The sequence below is a fragment of the Kluyvera sp. genome (assembly GCF_047971185.1).
In the GTDB taxonomy this organism is placed as follows: Bacteria; Pseudomonadota; Gammaproteobacteria; order Enterobacterales; family Enterobacteriaceae; genus Kluyvera.
The window spans coordinates 34214-52714 of the sequence record NZ_JBKDZH010000036.1; the positions used below are offsets into that span (position 1 = coordinate 34214).

At 56.2% G+C, this 18501-nt stretch carries 22 protein-coding genes; 5 read left to right on the forward strand and 17 right to left on the reverse strand.

Annotated elements, in window-relative coordinates; translation table 11 throughout:
* Positions 1-2: 2 nt before the first annotated feature.
* From flgH to flgB, 7 genes are read right to left on the reverse strand one after another with little or no spacing between them, the layout of a single operon-like run.
* The gene (gene flgH / locus ACK5JN_RS10530; RefSeq protein ID WP_416870131.1) at positions 3-668 is read right to left on the reverse strand and encodes a flagellar basal body L-ring protein FlgH; all 666 of its coding nucleotides are present in this window, start codon (positions 666-668) and stop codon (positions 3-5) included.
* 24 nt (positions 669-692) lie between these two features.
* A complete protein-coding gene (gene flgG, locus ACK5JN_RS10535; protein ID WP_416870132.1) occupies positions 693-1478 on the reverse strand; it encodes a flagellar basal-body rod protein FlgG in 786 nt (261 codons plus the stop codon).
* Positions 1479-1499: 21 nt separating this feature from the next.
* Complete coding sequence (locus ACK5JN_RS10540; RefSeq protein WP_416870133.1) at positions 1500-2231, reverse strand: flagellar basal body rod protein FlgF; 732 nt, start codon at positions 2229-2231, stop codon at positions 1500-1502.
* A gap of 3 nt (positions 2232-2234) precedes the next feature.
* The gene (flgE, locus tag ACK5JN_RS10545; RefSeq protein WP_416870134.1) at positions 2235-3437 is read right to left on the reverse strand and encodes a flagellar hook protein FlgE; all 1203 of its coding nucleotides are present in this window, start codon (positions 3435-3437) and stop codon (positions 2235-2237) included.
* A 34-nt stretch (positions 3438-3471) separates the two neighbouring features.
* A complete protein-coding gene (gene flgD / locus ACK5JN_RS10550; RefSeq protein WP_416870135.1) occupies positions 3472-4161 on the reverse strand; it encodes a flagellar hook assembly protein FlgD in 690 nt (229 codons plus the stop codon).
* 2 nt (positions 4162-4163) lie between these two features.
* Positions 4164-4589 carry a flagellar basal body rod protein FlgC gene (gene flgC, locus ACK5JN_RS10555; RefSeq protein ID WP_416870136.1) on the reverse strand — a complete coding sequence of 142 codons (426 nt, stop codon included), beginning with the start codon at positions 4587-4589 and terminating at the stop codon, positions 4164-4166.
* A gap of 23 nt (positions 4590-4612) precedes the next feature.
* Positions 4613-4963 (reverse strand): flagellar basal body rod protein FlgB, encoded by a 351-nt coding sequence (flgB, locus tag ACK5JN_RS10560; protein WP_416870137.1) that lies wholly within the window; start codon positions 4961-4963, stop codon positions 4613-4615.
* 78 nt (positions 4964-5041) lie between these two features.
* Here flgB and flgA point away from each other — a divergent pair, with 78 nt between their 5' ends.
* From flgA to ACK5JN_RS10585, 5 genes are all read left to right on the forward strand, one after another.
* Positions 5042-5830 carry a flagellar basal body P-ring formation chaperone FlgA gene (flgA, locus tag ACK5JN_RS10565; protein ID WP_416870138.1) on the forward strand — a complete coding sequence of 263 codons (789 nt, stop codon included), beginning with the start codon at positions 5042-5044 and terminating at the stop codon, positions 5828-5830.
* A gap of 131 nt (positions 5831-5961) precedes the next feature.
* Positions 5962-6234, forward strand: a complete 273-nt coding sequence (flgM, locus tag ACK5JN_RS10570; RefSeq protein WP_167574748.1) for a flagellar biosynthesis anti-sigma factor FlgM — start codon at positions 5962-5964, stop codon at positions 6232-6234.
* 3 nt (positions 6235-6237) lie between these two features.
* The gene (locus tag ACK5JN_RS10575) at positions 6238-6675 is read left to right on the forward strand and encodes a flagellar protein FlgN (protein WP_416870139.1); all 438 of its coding nucleotides are present in this window, start codon (positions 6238-6240) and stop codon (positions 6673-6675) included.
* Between the two features lie 24 nt (positions 6676-6699).
* Positions 6700-7530 (forward strand): hypothetical protein, encoded by an 831-nt coding sequence (locus ACK5JN_RS10580; protein ID WP_416870140.1) that lies wholly within the window; start codon positions 6700-6702, stop codon positions 7528-7530.
* A gap of 52 nt (positions 7531-7582) precedes the next feature.
* Positions 7583-8608, forward strand: coding sequence for a CDP-glycerol glycerophosphotransferase family protein (locus tag ACK5JN_RS10585; RefSeq protein WP_416870141.1), 1026 nt, complete (start codon positions 7583-7585; stop codon positions 8606-8608).
* Between the two features lie 35 nt (positions 8609-8643).
* Here ACK5JN_RS10585 and ACK5JN_RS10590 read toward each other — a convergent pair whose 3' ends face one another.
* The 10 genes from ACK5JN_RS10590 to ACK5JN_RS10635 are packed head-to-tail and all read right to left on the reverse strand — an operon-like array spanning position 8644 to position 18078.
* The gene (locus ACK5JN_RS10590; protein WP_416870142.1) at positions 8644-9036 is read right to left on the reverse strand and encodes an adenylyltransferase/cytidyltransferase family protein; all 393 of its coding nucleotides are present in this window, start codon (positions 9034-9036) and stop codon (positions 8644-8646) included.
* A 38-nt stretch (positions 9037-9074) separates the two neighbouring features.
* Positions 9075-10016, reverse strand: a complete 942-nt coding sequence (locus ACK5JN_RS10595; protein ID WP_416870143.1) for a hypothetical protein — start codon at positions 10014-10016, stop codon at positions 9075-9077.
* Positions 10003-11454, reverse strand: coding sequence for a glycosyltransferase family 2 protein (locus tag ACK5JN_RS10600; protein WP_416870144.1), 1452 nt, complete (start codon positions 11452-11454; stop codon positions 10003-10005). The genes ACK5JN_RS10595 and ACK5JN_RS10600 overlap by 14 nt, the downstream gene beginning before the upstream one ends.
* 5 nt (positions 11455-11459) lie before the next feature.
* Positions 11460-11906 carry a flagellar export protein FliJ gene (gene fliJ / locus ACK5JN_RS10605; RefSeq protein ID WP_416870145.1) on the reverse strand — a complete coding sequence of 149 codons (447 nt, stop codon included), beginning with the start codon at positions 11904-11906 and terminating at the stop codon, positions 11460-11462.
* A 6-nt stretch (positions 11907-11912) separates the two neighbouring features.
* Positions 11913-13232, reverse strand: a complete 1320-nt coding sequence (fliI, locus tag ACK5JN_RS10610; protein WP_416870146.1) for a flagellar protein export ATPase FliI — start codon at positions 13230-13232, stop codon at positions 11913-11915.
* The gene (fliH, locus tag ACK5JN_RS10615; protein WP_416870147.1) at positions 13219-13968 is read right to left on the reverse strand and encodes a flagellar assembly protein FliH; all 750 of its coding nucleotides are present in this window, start codon (positions 13966-13968) and stop codon (positions 13219-13221) included. The genes fliI and fliH overlap by 14 nt, the downstream gene beginning before the upstream one ends.
* 3 nt (positions 13969-13971) lie before the next feature.
* Positions 13972-14997 carry a flagellar motor switch protein FliG gene (locus ACK5JN_RS10620; RefSeq protein WP_416870148.1) on the reverse strand — a complete coding sequence of 342 codons (1026 nt, stop codon included), beginning with the start codon at positions 14995-14997 and terminating at the stop codon, positions 13972-13974.
* On the reverse strand, positions 14969-16648 hold the full coding sequence (gene fliF / locus ACK5JN_RS10625) for a flagellar basal-body MS-ring/collar protein FliF (protein ID WP_416870149.1): 1680 nt from the start codon (positions 16646-16648) through the stop codon (positions 14969-14971). Before fliF ends, ACK5JN_RS10620 begins: the two co-directional genes overlap by 29 nt.
* A 10-nt stretch (positions 16649-16658) precedes the next feature.
* The gene (fliE, locus tag ACK5JN_RS10630) at positions 16659-17027 is read right to left on the reverse strand and encodes a flagellar hook-basal body complex protein FliE (protein ID WP_416870150.1); all 369 of its coding nucleotides are present in this window, start codon (positions 17025-17027) and stop codon (positions 16659-16661) included.
* A 19-nt stretch (positions 17028-17046) separates the two neighbouring features.
* On the reverse strand, positions 17047-18078 hold the full coding sequence (locus tag ACK5JN_RS10635) for a sigma-54 interaction domain-containing protein (RefSeq protein ID WP_416870151.1): 1032 nt from the start codon (positions 18076-18078) through the stop codon (positions 17047-17049).
* Positions 18079-18501: the final 423 nt, after the last annotated feature.

An 18501-nucleotide genomic window follows, 5' to 3' on the forward strand; every position in this document is an offset into this window, starting at 1 on the left:
CATTACATCGGGAACAGCGGGTGGTTAAAGAAGCGAACCAGCCAGCCCGCCGCGTTCGAATCGCTGAGCGCGCCGCGCCCGGCGTAGGAGATGCGGGCGTTGGCGATGCGCTGTGACGACACGGAGTTATCGCGCTCGATATCATCGGCGCGCACCAGTCCGGTCACGCGCATATACTCATCGCCCTGGTTGAGGGTCAGCCACTTCTCGCCGCGAATCGCCAGCACGCCGTTGGGCAGCACCTTATAGACCGCCACGGTAATCGCCCCGCGCAGGCTGTTTTGCTGTTGCGAGGTGGCGCTGCCGTTGAAGTTACGGCTGCCGTCAACCGAGCCGGACAGCTTATCGACAGAATGGCCGAAGGCTTCGGGGATCCCCAACGAGACATCGTTTTTCTTGCCGAAATTGGTCCGCGCCTGCTTGCTCGCCTGCGTGGATTCATCCAGCTTGACGGTCAGAATATCGCCCACGCGGTAGGCGCGGCGATCCTGGATCAGCGACCAGTTATAGCCGCTGTTGTACACGCCGCCGCTGCGTACTTTGGTTTCCGGCATGGCAAAATCTTCTGGCGGCGCGTACGCCGCATCGTCTTTTTGCACCAGCAGCGCCGGGCTTTCACAGCCCGACAGCATCAGCGCCAGCAAAACGACGGCTACCTGCTTTTTCATCTCTTTCACTTCACTGCCCTACCGTTACATCGACTGCGTGACAAACTTCAGCATGTCGTCGGCGGCAGAGACCATTTTGGCGTTCATTTCATAGGCGCGCTGCACGGTGATCATATCGACCATCTCCTCAACGACCTGTACGTTAGAGCCTTCCAGCGACCCCTGCTCCAGCTGACCAAACGCCTCTTCGCCCGGCACGCCTTCTACCGCTTCACCGCTGGCGGCGGTTTCGAGGTACAGGTTGCCGCCAATGGCTTCCAGACCGGCTGGATTGACAAAGTTCACCAGCGTCAGCTGTCCCAGCTCAACCGGATCGGCCTCGCCCGCGACGGTCGCGGTGATGGTGCCGTCTTTACCGATCTGCAGGTCTTTAACGTTTTCCGGCAGCTCAATCTGCGGGATCAGCGGCAGGCCCTGCGCGTTCGTCAGCAGGCCTTCCGGCGTTTTTTGCAGATTGCCCGCACGGGTATAGGCGATATCGCCGTTGGCGGTTTCCACCTGGAAGAAGCCCTGCCCGGAGATCGCCACATCCAGGCTCTGCCCGGTGTTTTGAATGCTGCCGACGGTGAACTCTTTCTGGGTGCCGACAATCTTGACGCCGGTGCCGTACTGGATGCCGGTCGGCGAAACGTTGTTCTGGTCAAGCTGACCGCCCGGCGTGCGCTGATTCTGATAGAACAGATCGGCAAACATCGCGCGATCGCGCTTAAAACCGGTGGTGTTCACGTTCGCCAGGTTGTTCGAAATGGTGGTCATTTTGGCGTCTTGCGCCGCTAAACCGGTTTTACTAATCCATAAAGCGGGATTCATCGGTATTCCTTAATCGTCTTCTTAAGTGCCACGGATCAGGCGGTTGCCTGCGGTCGCCAGATCTTCTGCGGCCTTCATCATCTTGATCTGCGCTTCGAACTGACGGTTGAGCGCAATGCTGGAGACCATCTCGCCGATGGCCGACACGTTGGCCGATTCCAGATGCCCGGCGGCGACCGTCACGTCTTCATCGCGCGGGGTAAACGCCGCGTTGCTCACCAGGAAGCCCGCCTCGTTTTTGCTCAGCTCGCTGGCCGGAATGTTCACCAGCTTCACGCGGTCGATGTCCATCGGCGCGGCGATATCACCGTCGTCCGGGACGATGGTGATAATCCCGTCTTCGCCGATAGAAACGGACGCGTACGGCGGCAGGACAATCGGGCCGTTATCTCCTTCCAGCGGCAGGCCGTCGATCGACAGCTCGCCTTCGGCGTTGATATCAATCTGGCCGTTGCGGGTATAGACCTCGCGGGCGCCGCTGCGCAGGGTAATCAGCCCATCGCCCTTCACGGCGATGTCCAGATCGCGGCCGGTTTCCCGTACCGCGCCCGGCGCGAGATCCACGCCGCCCTGGGTTGGCTGCGCCAGGTAGCGGGAGGCATAACCCTCGCCGCTCACCTGCTGGGTCAGCGCATTATCGAGATCGCTACGAAATCCCTGGGTGTTGACGTTCGCCAGGTTGTTCGCGTGGATTTCCTGCTGTGACAGGCTGCGCGATGCGCCGCTCACCGCGGTGAAAAGTAAGCGATCCATCGATTACACCGCCTGGAACAGCGCGCTCATCATGCTGTCGTTGGTGCTGATGACTTTGGTGTTCGCCTGGTAGTTACGCTGCGCGGTCATCAGGCCCACCAGCTCGGAGGTCAGATCGACGTTGGAGGACTCCAGCGCGCCGGAAACGATAGAGCCCAGCAGGCCGGAACCCGGCGTACCGGTCAGCGGCGCGCCGGAGCTGGCGGTCTGCGCCCAGGTGGTGCCATCCTGCGATTGCAGGCCGTTCGGGTTGGTGAAGTTCGCCAGCACCAGCTGGCCCTGCAGCAGGCGCTCACCGTTGGAGAAGGTCGCGTAAACGCTGCCGTCTTCGTCGATCGCCTGGCCGGTACGCTCACCGGAGGCGTAGCCGTCGCCTTTGTTTTTGCTGACCGAGAAGTCGGAGCCGTACTGGGAGGTGCCGCTATAGCTCAGATTGAGCTTAAGTGGGTCCGCACCGTCAATATCCGCATTCAACTCAATCGCGCCGCTTGGATCGGTGAGAATACCCTGGGTATTAAAGGTGAGAGTCTGCACCTGCTCCTGACCGTTACTGGTCACTGGCTTATCGTCCATGTAGTAGTGCACTTCCCAGCTATTGTCGCCCGTTTTGACGAAGTACTGGTTCATCGTGTGCTCACGGCCCAGCGAGTCATAAACCTGAGTGGTGTAGGAGTTGTTGTAAGAGGTATTGTCTTTCGGATCGAACGGCGAGGTTGCCGGGACTTCCGCACGCGCATCCAGGTTCGCCGTAAAGTCGATGCTCTCGGTCGCTTTCGCCGGAATCGAACCGCTGCTGATGGTCAGATTGCTGATGGTACCGACCTGCAACACGCCGTTGGCATCAACCGGATAACCCTGCAGGTACATGCCCAGGTTATTGACCAGGTTACCGCTGCTGTCGGTGCCGAAGTAGCCCGCACGGGTATAGGCGGTGGTGCCGGCGCTGTCGCGAACCATAAAGAAACCGTTGCCGTTAATCGCCAGATCCAGCGCGGTACCGGTGGAAGAGATGCTTCCCCCTTTGGTGATGCTCTGGGTCACCGCCGACACGCCGACGCCCAGCGGCTGGCTTTCCGCGTACAGCGCGGAGAACTCGGCGCGCCCGGACTTAAAGCCCACGGTGCCGGAGTTGGCAATGTTGTTCGAGATAGCGTTCAGCTGTTCAGTAACGGCATTCAGACCGGAAGTTGCAATACTAAAGCTCATAATCGTTCCTGTTTAATTAACGGCCTGATTCACTTCAGGCTTTGTTTTTAGAGGTGGTGCCAAACTGGGTAATATTGTTGTAGGCCACTTCGCCCAGACCACTGATGTTCAGCACGGTTGAGCTGCCGTCGAGCGGGATGCGCACGTTGTTCACCACGCCGCCAATCTCCACCGGCACATTCTCTTCGCCGGTATCGGTCACCACGCTGAGGGTGTATGACCCTTCGCTCAGGCCCAGCTCTTCCGGGTCGATGCTGAAGTCCACCTGGCCCGCTTCCTGTTTGCCCAGCTCAATCTTGTGCTCGACGCCCGCAGAGTCTTTGACAATCACCGTTACCACGTTGGCGGCGTGCTCCAGCGTCAGACGGCCATCGAGCACGGTTTCACCGTCGCTCTCGATGGCGCTGGTTTGCACCATCACGTGCTGGCCGACCAGGTTGCCGGTGGTCAGGGTTTGCAGGTTGTCCATCAGCACGGAGCTGTTAGCCATCAGCTGCGACATGGTTTCCATCGACTGCACCTGCGTCAGCTGCGCCAGCTGGCTGACGTACTCGGTACCGTCGGTCGGGTTGAGCGGATCCTGGTTTTGGATCTGCGCCACCAACAGCTGCATAAACATGGTGTTCATGCCGGAAGCGGTGCTGCTGCTGGTAATACCGTCAGTGCTGCTGGTGCCCCGGCTGCTGCTGTAGGCGGTATTGTCTACGCTGGTCATGCTGCTCATGCTTATGCTTCTCCGAGTCGCAGCAGGCTTTGCTGCATGCTTTTTACGCTGTTAAGAACGTCGACGTTGGTTTCAAAACCGCGCGACGCAGACATCATGTCGGCCATCTCTTCCACCACGTTCACGTCCGGGTAGTAGACGTAGCCGTCGTCGCTGGCCATCGGGTTGTGCGGCTCGTAGCGCTGCACCGCATTGCCGGTTTCGATCACGTCCATCACCTGCACGCGCGCGCCGGTCAGCGCGCGGCTGTTCATCAACTCGTCATTTTTATAAACCGCAGCAAACACCGGGCGACGCGCCTTATAGGTGCCGGCTTCGGTGGCGGAGGCGGTTTCCGCGTTGGCGAGGTTACTGGCGATGGTGTTAAGACGAACGGTTTGCGCCGTCATCGCCGATCCCGACACGCGATAGATATCCGAAAAAGCCATATTCCGTGGTTACCTGCGTTGAATTACTTGCCTTCAATGGCCTGCTTAAGGCCAGTGAACTTCATGTTTAAAAAAGCCAGGCTCATCTGGTAGTCCTGGGTGTTTTTCGCAAACTCGGCCTGCTCAACGTTCAACGACACGGTGTTACCGTCCGAAGAAGGTTGATACGGCACGCGGTACATCTCCTGCGCTGACGTCTGCATGGAAAAACTCGACCGTGAGCGTTGCATCTCAGAGGCAAAATCAATATCTTTAGCCTGGAAGTTGGGGGTATCGACGTTTGCCAGATTGGCTGACAGCAACTCTGCTCGGGAAAGTCGAAGTGCTACAGCCTGTGGATGAACGCCCAATGCTTTGTCAAAAGTAATACTCACAATTCACACCCTCGTGATGCTAAAACCTGCATGATCTGCTTTCTCGTATAGCAATATTCATGCCAAGGTTTTAATTACATGATTTATAATGTTTTTGTTTATTTTTTTAGCGTAAGAGTGAAACGGGATTTCCGCTTCCTCATCGGTTTTTTCCTGCCCGCGCTTTTCGCCGCGATCCCGGCCGCGGCCGCGGAACACCCAACCAGCGCCCGTAAGCAGATTTACGTCACCGTCCAGCTTCACGCGGCGGACATCATTCGCCAGGAAGCCAAACGTCGTCGCTGGCCGGAATATCAGGCGAAGATGAACCTGTTCATCCCATCTGAGTCCTCTCAGTACGCGACCTGTAGCAAAGAGCCCGCCGTGTCGATCGCCAACGGCGACCGCCTCGATCTCAACCGCCTGCGTTTTGACGTGCGTTGCATGGACGCAAACGGCTGGGATATTGCGGTCACCGTCAAACCGGATATCTATCTGCCGGTCGTCGTGGCTGGCAGCACCCTCGAACGCGGCCAGCAGATTTCCGCCGACAACATCACTATTAAAAAACTCAACATCAGCAACACGCGTAGCGACTACCTGACCGATCCGGCAGAGGTCATCGGTCTGACCGTGAAGCGCCGCGTGCGCGACCGTCAGCCGATCATGCTGAGCCAGTTGGAATCCCCGCTGCTGGTTGAACGCGGGCAGCGGGTGATGATGGTGGCCGAACAAAACGGCGTTGAGGCGCGCACTATGGGCGAAGCCATGAAAAAGGGGCGTAAGGGCGAGATTATCAAGGTGAAAAACGAGAGCAGCGGCCGCGTGGTCAGCGCCATCGTCGCCGATATCGGCGTGGTGAACATGGTGTACGCCAGCGGGCGGTAAAAAACTTACCGTGACGTTTAAGTTCCCTCCCTGAACGGCCGCTCTTTACTCACAACGGCATAGGAAGTCTGACTTCCGCAGGGCAAGGTTCATACGCAACCACAACAAACAATGAAAACGAGGGCGCAGCGATGAAAGTAACCGCACCACAGTACAACCTGACCACCGCTATTAATAAAGCCAGCAGCGCCGAGCAGACTCGCACCGTTGCCCAGGAAGGTACCAGCGTCACCCGCAGTGCCGCCATCGACCCGGTACTGGGCGATGCGCAGACGCAGCTGAGCACGCTGCCGGAAGTTGACATGGCGCGCGTCGCCGAAATGAAAGAAGCCATCAGCAGCGGCAAAATCAGCGTCAATATTGATTCGCTGACGGATGCCATGCAGAAGTATTTCCAGAGGTAATTTATGACTAACGCAGCCCAACGCGTTAAAGCCCTGATTCAGGACATGACCGAAGACCGTAAACGCTATCATGCCCTGACCGCACTACTTGAAAAGCAGCGCCACCACATTGTTGCCCGCGACGCCGCGTCGCTCGACGTCATCAACGAGCAAATTATGGCGCTGTACCAGCAGCTGTCGCAAAGCAGCCAGCGCCGCTACCAGCTGCTTGGCCAGCTGGGCATCGACCCAACGACCGAAGGCCTGAAAACGCTAATCGCCCGCCTGCCCGCCGCCCACCAGCCTTCCGTCACCGCACTCTGGCAAGGATTACAGCAGCTGGCCGCCGACTGCCAGGTCGCCAACGACTACAACGGCGCGCTGATGAGCATGCAGCAGGATATTCTGGGCAATTTGCTGAATACCAGCGAGCCGGAGAATTGGTTGTATCAGCAGGGTTAACGTTGACAAAATAATGTGGATATAATGGAAGAACGTATTTTTAAGGCCAAGCCTGGCCTTAATATTCATTACAGGATACAACCCCCAAAATATGACTGCCAGCATTTACTTATCGTGATGTCAGGGTTTAACATTCCCGACCCGACAATTTATGATTTCAATATGTTAACACATTGCCGGTCTGCGATTTTGTGGATCAAAGATGATTTTAACGGTTTGCCTGCATATTATCTTTGCAATAATATGAATTTTGATATAGAGCAAGGCGTTAGCATGCTCATTGATGCAACTATTAGCGTACTAAAACCTAAATATCACTCAATATTAGGTGCATCTAAGGGTGGAAGCGCATCACTTTATTACGGCATAAAACACAAAATAAAAAGCATTATATCCTGTGTACCACAATTTCGCCTTGGTAGTTATGTCGCTAGCGGGTACTGGGAGCATGTTGGCAAGGCAATGATGGGAGTAGCCAGCCCAAATAATATATTCATCCTCGATCGCTACCTTTCCAGCATAATAAAACAAGATCGGGTGTCTGAGCGTCACATTTATTTATTCACCTCTCCACAAGATAAACAATTTTTGGATGAAGTGAAGCCGCACCTACCTCTCTTTGAGAAATACTCTGATTTCAATCTCATTGAAACATGCTCACCGTTGGTGACCCAACATACCCAGGTAACATCCTATAACCTTAATCTCATATTGTCTCTAATCTATCAATTTGAAGAGGGTATAGCACCAAAATGGGGACACATTAGAAACGGTAGCCAATGGCATGTAGACATAGATAAAATGAATCCTGAAAATGTGCGTCAAGAGTCAACTCAACAATCACTAAGCCAATAGAACCCATATGAATATATCCGCCAAAAATAACGATTATTGTATTGGTTTCTATATGGAAACCTCATTTCACTATGAAGTCTACCGTAATATTATCGCCGAACTTCTAAAGCAAAAAATCCGCTGCGAGTTAGTCGTTAACGATCTTACTGAAAAAAAATTCATTGATGAGATGATGGCATCACTGGGGAAACTGAATGTTCCCGGCCTTGACTGCAACTTAATTTCAGTTGTCTTGAAAAACTCACTAAAATACAGCTGTCTGGTTACCCCTTATTATGTTAAACATCTTGCCAGCATATCGGACATCCACATTCGTACACTATATGGGTTAGCCAAAAACCATTGGAATCATGCGGCATGGAATAAATCTTACAATGCAATATTATGCTACAGCCATTACACTAAAAAGTCACTGGCAATGGACAGCATAACCCATATTGTGGGTAATCCTCGATTTGATGATTGGCACAAAAACAACTATAACACTGAACTGCCGACAGAACTTAAACTTTCTCCTGAAAAGAAAACCATTCTCTATGCACCAACATACGGAGAATTAAGCTCAATTATCCCTTGGGCCGAAAAACTGGCTCGTTTAAGCCACGAATATAATATTATTACCAAACTACACCATGGCACGCTGTATAGAGAGTCTGAAGCTAATGCACTAAAAATAGCCAAGCGTCATTTCAAAAACATTATTTCTGATAGCAATGTCACACTCGCCCTGCTTAAACGGGCTGACTACATCATTACAGATAATAGCGGGTTTATTTTTGATGCTATTAATGCCGATAAAAAAATAATTCTACTGGATTGGCCAGAAATGACCTCATTACTGGATAATAATAAATCATTCACCTCAGCCAATAGTCCAGATCAACTGGTAAGAAATTTTATGCCTACCGCTCGCGATATGGTAGATATTCGAAAATATCTTGCAGATGATTATGCCTGGCAACAGCATGCCCGCCAGCTCCAGCACATCAGAACAGAATATTGTGATGCCTTCAATGACGGACAGGCAGGGAAAAGGGCGGCTCAGGTGATTATCAATACGCTTTCTCATGCCCTATAAAGCTAACAACGACGCCGGACATATCCGGCGTCACTTCAAGTTCGCTTAATGACTTCAATCACCGAGGTTGTTGAGATAGAGGGTGTTCTCTCCAGATAAACAACATTGACCAGTGGAGAAAGATAATCAAATTTTCCCTGCCAGTCGTTACCCATCACCAGTACATCCGCCGAGTACATTTTAATATACTCTGCTTTCTGCTCCAGAGATTCTTCGATAAAAACAGCATCGACATGCTTAATACCCTGAATAATCGATAACCGTTCCTGCTGCGTATACACTGGATAACGATTTTTTTTCCTGAAATTCAAGGCATCAGAAGAAACACCGACGATCAAGCGATCGCCCAGAGATTTAGCGCGCTGAAGAATATTTAAGTGGCCAACATGGAAAACATCAAATGTACCGAAAGTAATGACTGTTCTCACTCTGTGGCCCCATGATTTTTAATATATTGAGTCACGATCTACAGCAGCGACAGCCCGCACAGCAAGCTAAAGTCCGACGTACTCCCCGGCTCCCCCACCGACGGATGTTGCTGCTGCCAGCCGCGCAGCGCGCTCACCAGCAGCGCGACATCGTCCTGGGTCAGTTCCTTCTGCTCGGCGCGAATGGCGCACAGCGTTTTGAGGTGGAAGAACTGGCGCGCGAGGCCCAGCAGCGCTTCGCCGTAGTTGGTGCAGTCTACGCCGGGGAAAATATCGCTATACAGCTGATAAATGAGGATATTGCGCAGCATATGTGGCTGCTCCTCGAACAGCGCGATGGTGGGCCATGCGGCATCCAGCGCCTGCTGACGCTCTGCCAGACGGGCAGGCTGCATAATCGCCAGCTCGCTCAGCTTCAGCGACATCCCCATTTTCTCTACCATCGGCAGATTCAGGTTCAGGCGCATCGCGCCCATCTCCTTAAGCTCCGCCGCGCGGTTCTCAACGATCGGCGGCAACATGGCAAACTGCTGTGCCAGCACGCCCTGCTCCGCCAGCGTAGCCAGCTGCGCGCCCATGTCAGCCAGCAGTGCCGGGTCGCTTTCGCCGTTATCCAGATGCTGCTGCGCTTTGCTAAGCAGTATGCCAATGGCGTACAGGCTCTCTTCCAGCATCAGCGCCGGATGCACCGCCAGGTTGATACACTGCTGGTTAAGCGCTTCGCTCCACGCCGAAAGTAACGCTTCACTCTGCGGCGCGGCCTTTGCGGTATGCAGCACGAAGGCCTCCGGGTTGAACAGCATCTCTTTGGCCGCCGATTCACAGCCAATATCCAGCGTTTCACGCTGCTGGTTTTTCAGCTTTACGCTGACGTGCGGCCACGCCTGCTCGGCATTCTGGCACGCCGGACAGGTGCACGACGTCTCCCGCGCATCGAAGCGTGCAACGAATTCAGGTTGGTAATGTTCAATCAGTTCCATGTGTGTTCTCTTTGGTCGTCTCGGCTTCACGATGTTTACGGAAAAACCAGTGCGTACAGTCGATTGGCTTGCCGGTTTTGGGATCCGGGTAGCGCATTAAGAAAGCGAAGCTGGGACTAAACCCTAACCATAAGGACTCTTGTTTCATTAAAGCGGTCCAGCTGCGGTCAATATTTACATTGTGTTCTTCCGCCTCGCGGTAGGCTTCCAGCATCGTGTCGTAATAGTTGGCATTTACCGCATAGGCGCACGCGCAGCCCGCGTTGTAGATCCGCGCTACGCCCTGCATGGTCTGAGTGGGCACGAAGCGTTCATAGCGCCCGCCCAGCAGCAGCACCTGCCAATCCAGCAGTGCCAGGCCGTTGAGCAGTTTGTTGATGTTGTTCACCGCGTTTTCTTTTTTCACAAACCGCAGTTCGGCATCCAGCAGCACCACGTTCTTCCAGCCCTGCTGTTTAGCGTGCGCCACAATCTGGTAGTGGGTCAGCCGCGCGGCGGCATCGCTCGACTCGGCCTGCACTTTCGCCACCGGCCAGAGTTGATCGGCCTGTACGCCAAGCGCCAGCAGCGCCTCACAGCGTTCGGGAAGCATCGCCTCCTGCTGCGATTCGTAAACCACGGCAACCTTCTCAAACACCGACCAGTTCACCAGCGTGTTCAGCGGCGCGTTGCTCAGGCGACGGTAGTGCGCCAGCAGGTTGGGGTCGTGGACGAAATCTTCCAGCGTCAGATCGACCGCTGTTGAGCTGTCCATGATGTAGTCTTTATCGAAGGTATTACTGCTGTGCGAAATGCACAGAATGCTCTGCTTCGGGTCAATCTGCTGCACCGGCGTCGTAAAACGGTTCAGGAAGGCATACTCTTCTGCCCGGGTAGCCTCATCGTCATAACGGTTTTTCTTCAGCAGATTACGGTGATAGCCAAAAGTACCGTTCAGCGCATGGTGCGCGCCGAAAGGGTGCGTCAGGTAGATTTTGTCCAGGTGGCTGTACCAGATATAGATCTGGTCGCAGCCGGAAAACAGCGCGTGATGGCGCTGCATCTGCGTCACCTGATGGGAAATTTTATTCGGCGGATAGTAGTCATCATCATCAAAACAGAGGATGTACTCGCCCTTCGCCAGCGCGTTAAGCCGGTTGCGTTTATTGCCCAGCGCCAGCCGCTCCGGGCTATGGATATAGCGCACGTTCGGCGTCGCCGGGTCGCTCATCATTTCGATCAGATCGGCGTTGCTGGTTGGGGAATCGTCGAGAATAATCAGCTCGCGCTGGTCCGCCGGGTAGTCCTGGTACTGCCAGATATAGAGCAGATAGGGCAGAAACTCGCGGCGGTTATAGGTCGGGCAGACGACGCTGACAAACGGCGTTGTCTGCGGCTGCGGGCGCTGCTGGCGAGCGAGCAGCGCGGACATCAGGTTCGGTGTATGGGTGGTTTTCATCGCAATTATCGTTGGCGTGCAGCGGCCAGTTGCTGACGCAGCCAGCATTGGGCAGAGACAGCGTCGGTCATTTTTTGCTCACGACGGTTTAATTCCATCCGCCGGTCGCTACGTTTGGCATCCAGCACCAGCTCGAGGCTTTTCTCACGCTTGGCCTCGGCCAGCAGGTTGCCCTGAAGTTTTTTCGCTTCGAGGTTTGCCAGCGCCTGCTCCTGCTTCTGCCAGTCGATAACACGTTGAATATTGTGCTTATATTTCGACTGATTGATCATCATCGCGGCGCTGTTGGCGCTCTGCGTCGCCAGCCCGGAGGCCAGCGAGCTCAGCGCATCAATATTCTTCTCAAAGCGCTGGCAGACCTGCTTTTGTGAGGCCAGCTTCGCGCTGAGATCGTCGACGGCGCGCGTGCGCATCAGGTGAAGCTGTTCCAGCGTTGAAATCAGTTTGCTCATCGTGCATTACCCTGCTTGCGCCAGCGTACGCAGATCGTTAATGGTGGCATCAATTAACGCCGCGTCCTGAACTTCCTGTTGTAAGAACTGGGTGATAGCCGGTGACAGGCGGACGGCTTTGTCGGCCAGCGGGTCGGCCCCGGCCACGTAGCCTCCCAGCGGAATCAACGGCTTAATACTCTGGTATTCGGCATACAGCTGCTTGAGCGTGCGCGCGGCGAGCTGGTGCTCGCGGGCGGTCACCTGGCTCATACAGCGGCTGATTGACTGGCCGATATCGATGGCCGGATAGTGCCCCGCTTCCGCCAGATGCCGCGACAGCACGATGTGGCCGTCGAGCACCGCGCGCGCGCAGTCGACAATCGGATCCTGCTGATCGTCGCCCTCGGCCAGCACGGTGTAGATCGCGGTCATCGATCCGCAGCTCTCGCTGTTGCCCGCGCTCTCCACCAGACGAGGGATCATGCTGAACGCCGACGGCGGATAGCCTTTGGTGGCGGGCGGTTCACCGAGCGACAGCGCGATCTCACGCTGCGCCATGGCGTAGCGGGTCAACGAGTCGACCAGCAGCAGCACATCTTTGCCTTTATCGCGGTAGTAGCTGGCAATGGTGTGGCACAGCTCGGTGGCCTTGATACGCATCAGCGGCGACTCGTCCGCCGGCGCGGCGACGATCACCGACTTCGCCAGCCCTTCGGCCTGCAGCGAGTTCTCGATAAACTCTTTCACTTCACGGCCGCGTTCGCCGATCAGGCCCACTACCACCACTTCAGCCTGGGTATAGCGGGTGATCATGCCCAGCAGTACGCTTTTGCCGACGCCGCTGCCCGCCATCAGCCCCACGCGCTGGCCCTTGCCGATGGTCAGCAGGCCGTTAATCGCCCGCACGCCGACGTCCAGCGGCGCTTCCACCGGCTGGCGTTTGAGGGGGTGAACCTGAGGGAGCTGCTGCGGCAGCAGCGTGTCGCCGCCGAGCTTGCCTTTGTCGTCCAGCGGTTCGCCAAGGCCGTTAACCACGCGCCCCAGCCACTGATCGCCAATCATCACGCCTTCGCTTTTCCCGGCGGGAAACACGCGCGCGCCGGCAATCAGGCCGGAAGGCTGCTTGAACGGCATCAGGTAGGTGACTTCACGGTCAAAGCCCACCACCTGCGCTTCCATCATCTCGTGTTCGATGCTTTCCACGTGGCATAGCTGGCCAATCGCCAGACGGCAGCCCACGCACTCCAGCAGAATGCCGTTGACCCGCACCAGACGCCCGGCGACGCGCGCCAGATCGATCTGTTCAATCGAGCGCAACGCCTGTTCGAAATCAAGGCTGCTCATGCGCGGCTTCCGGCAGCAGGGTGTCTTTCAGCACCGAGACGCACTGGTCGAGGCGGTGCTGGCAGCCAACGTCCATCTCGGTGGTGTCGGTGACGACGCGGCATTCGCCCAGCTCCAGCGTCGGGTCGGCGGCCAGGCCCCATTCACGGGCCTTTTCAGGTTCGGCTTCGCTGATACGACGAAACTCTTCGGCGTTCAGCAGCACGCGGATCTGCTCCGGCGGCTGCGGCAGGCTGGTCACCGCTTCTTCCACCAACGCCAGCAGCTGCGTCGGGTGCAGCGCCAGCTCGCAGCGAATCACCTGACGGGTGACTTTCTCCACCAGCTGTAGCAGCTCTTCGCGGCGGCGCTGTTCATAGCCGTCAAGGAAACGCTGAACGTTGGCGGTGACGTGCTCAAACGGCGCGGCGGCTTCCAGAAACTGCTGGCGGGCCTGCTGTTTGCCTTCGGCCAGCCCTTTACGCATTCCGTCCTCAAAACCCAGACGCGCGCCTTCCTGATAGCCTTCCTCTTTGCCCTCTTCCAGCCCCTGCGCAAAGCCCTGGTTGACGCCTTCACGGAAGCCTTCTTCCAGCTGCTGCTGATACGCCGCCGGGTCCGGCGCGGCGACGGAGTCATCTTCCATCGGCACGTTGGGCGTCGCCCAGCGTTTACGCAGCGGCGGGAACTGGTGCAACCGCGGTTTCGCGGTGGGCGGGCGGCTGGCGGTCAGCGGTAAGCTGCGTTTTTTGAACATGGCTTATTCCACCGTCTGTTCGGCAAACAGCTGGACCTGAATCTCGCCCTCTTCCACCAGCTGGCGCAGGGTCTGCATAATCTCTTTGCGCACCTGCTCGATACGGCTGACCGGTACCGGCCCCAGACGCGTGGTGGTGCTTTGCAGCAGCGTGACCTGGCGCTTCGGCATCACGTTGAAGATGGCCTGACGCAGTACCGGCTCGGTGCCTTTCAGCGCCACGGCCCATTCGTCGATCGGCACTTCGTCCATCAGACGTTGCAGGGTCATCGGCGTCTGGCGGCTGAGGATGAAGAATTCGTACATTTCATCCTGCAGATCGTCGACCACGCTCTCATCGCGCTCGCGCAGCTGCTCCAGCAGCTCCTGCTGATTGCTTGGAATACGGTTGACGATGTTGGCAGCGTGCTTGATGCCCGCCACCTTCGAACCATGCTCGGAGAGAACCGCGATGCCGCGATCGATCAGGCGGTCCAGTTCGTCAATCACGTCACGATTCACGTCATCGAGACGCGCCACGCGGTAGATGATTTCATCCTGGCGCTCGCTCGGCAGCACGCTGAGCACGCTGGCGGCGATGTCCGGCGGCAGGAAGGCGAGGAACACCGCCTGTAACTGCAGGTGCTCCTGCTCAATCAGCGCTGCCAGCTGCGGGATATCAACCCACTGCAGGCGCGCCATGCGATAGCGAATTTCATCGCCGTAAATGCCGTTAATCACGCTGCGGGCAATTTCGCCGCCCAGCGCTTTTTCCAGAATACTGCGCAGGTAATAGCGCGATGCGCCGTTGATGCCGCTCTGCTCGCGATAGTCGGAGAAGAAGTTATTCATCGCCTGGCGTGCCTGGTTTACCTTCACGTCATGCAGACGCGCCATGGTTTCACTCAGCAGCATGACCTCTTCACGGTTCAGCTTCTGCATCACCTGCGCCGCCGCCTCTTCACCCACGCTCATCAGCAGGATGGCCGCCTGCTCGAGGCGGCTACGGTTGCCCGAACTATTATTCCGACTTGCTGTTGCTTCGGTCATTGCTGTTAATCCATTGTTTCAGAACTTCCGCTACGCGCTCCGTTTCGCTCTGGGCCAGAACCTGGAGGTACTCCACTTTGGTTTCCAGGCCGGAGCTTTGCGGCGGCAGCAGATCGTCGTTGTTATTGAAGGCGGTGCTCGGCAGCGCGGTCAGGCTGTCCTGCGAGGTTTCCGATTCGTCGGTCAGCAGTTCCTGCCCACCTTGTTCAACCTCGTTCACCAGACGTTCGCGGCGTCCCAGACGCTGAGCCAGCGGACGAACGCCGAACAGCAGCGTAAGCAGGGCCAGCAGACCAATACCACCGTTTTGCCCCCAGTACTGCATATCCGGATCTTTCCACCACTTGTCGCTCAGCAGGGTGTCGGTCGCCGGCGCGGTGAAGGCCAGCACGTCCAGCGTCAGCGCATCGCCACGCTCTTTATCAATACCGGCGGCGCTCTCCACCAGACGGGTAATCGACGTCAGCTGTTCAGGCGCCATGTTGGCCAGCGCCGGAGCGGTCTGGTTTAGCGCCACGGCCACGCTCAACTTCTCCAGCTTATAGCCCGGATGACGGATATGGCGGATATCGCGATCGAAGGCGTATTTACGCTGCTGCTGGCTACGACTGCTGAGGGCACGCGGGTCGCTGGTATTGTTGGCGGCCGCAGCCGGTGCCTCGTCACCCGCGGCCTGCGCGGCGGCGGCCTGCGGATTCTGGTTCACCGGGCGGTTGCTCAGCGAGCCGGGAATACCAAACGCCATTTCGTTGGTGGTGTTCTCCTGGCTCAGCTGTTCATCGCTGACGCGCGGATCTTTGCCCAGCCGCTCCTGGGTTTCTTCCACGCGGCTTAAGTCCACGGTCGGCGCAACGCTGATACGGTAGTTGCCCGCACCAACCAGGGAGGTCAGCAGGCTGGAGATATTTTTGGTGGTATCTTCGCGAATACGCTGCATGACATCGTCGCCGAGGCGTTTACCGGCCATGCTGCCGTCCGGCCCGGCCACGCCGTCAGACAGCAGGTTGCCGGCCTGATCGACCACGCGAACGCTTTCCGCCGGCATTCCCGGTACGGAACCAGACACCAGCTGGACGATCGAAGCGACCTGCTGTTCATCCAGCTGTCGGCCGTAGCGCAACTGCACCACCACGGACGCGCTGCTGTTGGGCTTATTGGTGAGGACGAATGAACTGGATTCGCTCAGCCCAAGATGAACGCGCGCGGTTTCTACCGGGTCCAGCGCCATAATGCTTTTCGCCAGCTCGCCTTCCAGACTGCGCTTGTAGCGCACGTTCTGGATAAACTGGCTGCTACCGAGCATCTCTTCTTTATCCATCAGCTCGTAGCCGTCCGGCGTTGCCGCGCTGATGCCTTTAGCCGCCAGCGCCATGCGCGCCTGCGACAGTTTATTTTCGGTGACCAGCACCTGGCCGTTATCCGGGTTAATGCGGTAGGCAATGTTTTCCGCCCCCAGCACTTCCACCACCTGGGCGACCGGGACCTGCTCCTGCGCACCGTACAGCGCCACGTAGCCCTGGTTACGGTTCCAAAGCGACGCAACGATGGCGAGCGCCAGCACCACGCCGCCGGCAATCACCAGCAGCTTAGGATTGTTGACGCCCGCAGGCAGGGAGATGGCAGGGAGGCGATCTTTGATTTTGTTTAACACGGTACAGACCTTACAGCGAAATATTCATCACTTCGTCGAGCGCGCTGTTGAGCTTGTTGCGCACCTGCATCATCGCCGAGAAGGCCACGCTGGCTTTCTGGCTCTCAATCATCGCGCCGGCTAAGTCGTCGCTCTGACCCATATCAATTGCGGTCTGTTTGGCGCTAGCGCTGTGCTGCAGCGCATCGACGTTGTCGATGGCGTTGTTTAACGCGCGCGAGAAGGAAACCGAGTCGGTGCTGGCAAACGCGCCGTTCGCCGGGGCAATCGTCTGTGCGGCGTTGACCGAGCCAGCGGAAGCCAGCATGGCCGTTTGCTGCATGCGGTCCAGCAGCGCCTGGTGCGCGGTGTTAATACCTGCGGCGGCAATCTTGTCCATTATTTCTTCCTTCCTGGCCTCAGGAATAACATTCAATATCAATGCCTTCGTCACGCATTGACGCAAGGCGGTAACGCAGAGCGCGCGGCGTAATGCCTAAAAACTCCGCGGTTTTGGATTTATTGCCTTTATGGCGTTTGAGCAGATCGATGATGTACTGGTACTCCGCCAGGCGCCCGTGCAGCTTGACATCGCGGATGGCGGAGCTGCCGTTATCCTGCTCGCGGTAGGCAGGCATCACGCCCACCGACGGGGTTTCCGGCAGCGGCACGCGCGCCACAAGGCCAAAGTCGGCGGCTTTAATTTCATCGCCGTTACCCAGAATCATGCCGCGCTGGATCACGTTCTCCAGCTCGCGCACGTTGCCCGGCCAGTCGTAGCCCAGCAGCGCGTTGCGCGCATCGTCGCTCAGGCGGACGTCGCCCTTATGGAACGCGCGGTATTTGGCGATAAAACGCTGCACCAGCGGCAGGATGTCCTGCTTGCGCTCGCGCAGCGGCGTGATGTGAATAGGCACCACGGAAATACGGTAAAATAGATCCTGACGGAAACGCCCTTCGGCAATTTCCAGCTGTAAGTCTTTATTCGTAGAAGCAATCAGACGAATATCCAGCGGAATACGTTTATGGCTACCCAGGCGCTCAACTTCCTGCTCCTGTAATACCCGCAATAGCTTCGCTTGTAATGGCAGAGGCATATCGCCAATTTCATCCAACAGCAGCGTACCGCCGTTCGCCTGTTCGAATTTACCGGCCACGCTAGCAACCGCGCCGGTGAATGCGCCTTTCTCATAACCAAATAAAACCGCTTCCAGCATACTTTCCGGAATAGCGGCGCAGTTAACCCCGACGTACGGGGCTTCACTGCCGCAGGCATGCTCGTGAATATATTTAGCGACACATTCCTTGCCCGTTCCTGTCTCACCTGTCACCAGGACCGACACATTATATTTAGCAACGCGTCGAGCTAATGAGATTACGCCCACGCTGGCAGGAGAAACGGCCACAAAGCCTTCCCCATGACGGTCTTCACGTTCAATGATAATGCTCATTTTGGAGTACCAGTAAAAAAGAACAAATAAGGATAATGCGCTAAACCTTTATTAAACGCGCGCTGCAATCACCTTGCTACATAGAAGATTAAAAGCGTTTTTATAATGTTAATAAAGATTAAAGACTGCGGTATTATCACGGGGAAAAACTCCTTCCGTGAAAATATGTTGCCTAGTATACGCATCGACTAGGAATTGTCTCATTTTTAATGGATATTAAAACATTAATACATATTTTTCATGACGTTACAGAAGTTATTAATCAATGAGAATGCGGAAAAATAATGGATTAATAACCGCTAGCCACTTGCAATAAATGGAGCAGAAAGGTCTAATTCGCACTCTGAATAAAAGGCAGTTGAGTCATCGCCTCACGGCGAACCTTCGATGTTGACCTAAAGCGTCACACCATTTTCAAAACTC